Source organism: Mesorhizobium sp. M6A.T.Ce.TU.002.03.1.1 (genome assembly GCF_003997275.1).
GTDB lineage: Bacteria > Pseudomonadota > Alphaproteobacteria > Rhizobiales > Rhizobiaceae > Mesorhizobium > Mesorhizobium mediterraneum.
Map to the genome: position 1 here is coordinate 1 of NZ_RZTI01000299.1, position 661 is coordinate 661.

The 661-nt window shown below is 64.9% G+C and carries 1 protein-coding gene; it reads left to right on the forward strand.

The genetic code is table 11. The features are described from left to right. The coding region (locus tag EOC93_RS33625; protein WP_164759401.1) for a beta-ketoacyl-[acyl-carrier-protein] synthase family protein at nucleotides 1-661 on the forward strand (661 nt) is incomplete at both ends.

Below are 661 nucleotides of genomic sequence, written 5' to 3' on the forward strand. Positions count from 1 at the left end.
GCCTCGGCTTGCGCGGGCCGGTGTTCGGGGTGACCTCCGCATGTGCCTCGGCCAACCATGCGATCGCCTCGGCGGTGGATCAGATCAAGCTGGGCCGGGCCGACGTAATGGTTTCCGGGGGCAGCGACGCGCCGTTCGCATGGGGCGTGCTGAAAGCATGGGAAGCAATGCGCGTGCTTTCACCCGATACCTGCCGGCCCTTCTCCGCCGATAGGAAGGGCCTGGTGCTGGGCGAGGGTGCGGGCATGGCCGTGCTGGAAAGCTACGAGCATGCCACGAGGCGTGGTGCCACAATTCTTGCCGAGATCGCCGGCGTCGGCCTTTCCGCCGATGCCTTCCACATCGCCGCGCCATCTGTCGAGGGGCCAGCGTCGGCGATGCGCGCCTGCCTTGCCGATGCCGGGCTGAATGCCGAGGACGTCGACTACCTCAACGCGCACGGCACCGGTACCAAGAGCAATGATCAGACTGAAACGGCGGCGATCAAGCGTGTGTTTGGAAACCACGCTTATTCGATGTCCATCTCTTCCACCAAGTCCACGCACGCGCATTGCCTCGGCGCAGCGAGCGCGCTTGAAATGATCGCCTGCGTGATGGCAATCCAAGAGGACGTCGTGCCGCCGACCGCCAACTATCGCGAGCCAGATCCCGCTTGCGACCT